2 protein-coding genes are annotated in these 1655 nt (G+C 66.6%); both read left to right on the plus strand.

Going from position 1 to position 1655, the window contains the following annotated elements; genetic code table 11:
* On the plus strand, window positions 1-646 hold a 646-nt coding region (locus ACRDUX_RS11900), incomplete at its 5' end, for a hypothetical protein (protein WP_526414104.1).
* Between the two features lie 10 nt (window positions 647-656).
* Window positions 657-1415 carry a bestrophin-like domain gene (locus ACRDUX_RS11905; RefSeq protein ID WP_526414106.1) on the plus strand — a complete coding sequence of 253 codons (759 nt, stop codon included), beginning with the start codon at window positions 657-659 and terminating at the stop codon, window positions 1413-1415.
* Window positions 1416-1655 lie beyond the last annotated feature (240 nt).

Consider the following 1655-nt stretch of genomic DNA (forward strand, 5'->3'; position numbering starts at 1 on the left):
GACCAAGCTAACCGCCGTCAACTCCGGCGACCTGTTCTGGCGCAACGTCAGCGACGTCCCGATCGACCAGGCCGAGTTGTCGCCCGAGGCGCGTGCGATGGTCGAGCAAGCGATGTTCGTCGAGCCGCTGCCATTCGTCCGCCGCGTCGTGTTCATCGCCACGCCCCAGCGTGGCAGCTATCTCGCCGGTCCAGATCTCGTCCGCCGGCTCGCCCGACGCCTGATCACCCTGCCAGCCGCCCTGGTCACATCCAGCGCCGACCTTCTGCGCAGCAGCGCGGCCCGTCAGGCGCGGATCAAGAACCCGCCGACCAGTATCGACAACATGTCCCCCGGCCACCCGTTCATCCTCACCATCGCCACGATCCCGGTGTCGCCCGAGGTCGCAGCGAACTCCATCGTCGGCGTCACCGGCGGTGAGCCCCTCGAGAGCGGCGGCGACGGCGTGGTGAAGTACAGCAGCGCGCACGTCGACGGCGTCGAGTCGGAGCTCATCGTCAACTCCGAACACTCGATGCAGTCGAAGCCCGAGGTCATCAGCGAGGTGCAGCGCATCCTGCACCGCCACCTCGAGCTCAACCAGTGCGTCGCCGGTGCGGTGAGCGCGGCGTCGGGCGTGACGGGCGACGCGGCCGAACCACGATGAGGACCGCAGCGTGAATTCATACGTCATCACCGCCATCGCGTTTGGAGCGATGTTCGGTGGCGCGGCCTTCGGCGCCCTCCTGCGCGATCGTCTTCCGTCACATCATCTGCAGGCGGAGTCGCGCGACATGGTCCAGCTCGGGGCGGGATTCATTGCGACGCTGGCCGCACTGGTGCTCGGATTGATGGTCACCTCGGCCAAGGATGCCTTCGACGCCGTGAACGGCGGCGTGACGGAGGGCGCCGGTAGCTGCGTCAATCTCGACCGCATCCTGGCCCAGTATGGGCTGGAGACGAACGTCGCGCGGGATCAGCTGCGGCTCAGCGTCGTGGCAGAGATCGAACGGACGTGGCCGGCGGGCCCCGTCGACCCGAATCGCGGTCGCATGGCAACGTCACCCGAATTGGAGACGCTGGCCAGCACGCTGCGACAGCTGTCGCCCCGGGACGATTCTCAACGCATCCTCAAGGACGTGGCACTGGACGTGTTCTCACACATCATGACGCTGCGATGGCAGGTGCAGCTGCGGGCGAACCCAGCGATCCCGGCAACCTTCCTGGTGATGCTGATCTTTTGGTTCGCGGTGATGTTTGCCCTGTTCACCCTGCTCTCGCCTCGGAACCTGACCGTCACCGTGGTCTTGCTCCTGTGCGCATTGTCAGGCGCCGGCGGGATCATGATCATTCAGGACATGAGCCGACCGTTCCAGGGCGTCGTCAGGGTCTCCAGTGCCCCGCTGGACGATGCCCTGCGGCAACTCGGCCGGTAGGTGCGGGCCGCAATGGTCGGCCCGACCGACGGCTGGGCGGTCGGGCCACGCGGACTCGGCGCTCGCCTCAGCATCGCCTCCACCAGCGGGGAGCCGTCTCGAGGCAGCCCGGGAGCTAGCCTTGATGAGACAAAAGACTTCAACGCGAAGACGCGAAGACGCGAAGTGTTACCGAGGAGTCTGCACCCGGCCGGCTCTTTCCCAATCCGCATCCGCGATGTGGTTCCGGGAACGCTCGCT

The organism is Mycobacterium sp. (assembly GCF_050701675.1).
In the GTDB taxonomy this organism is placed as follows: Bacteria; Actinomycetota; Actinomycetes; order Mycobacteriales; family Mycobacteriaceae; genus Mycobacterium.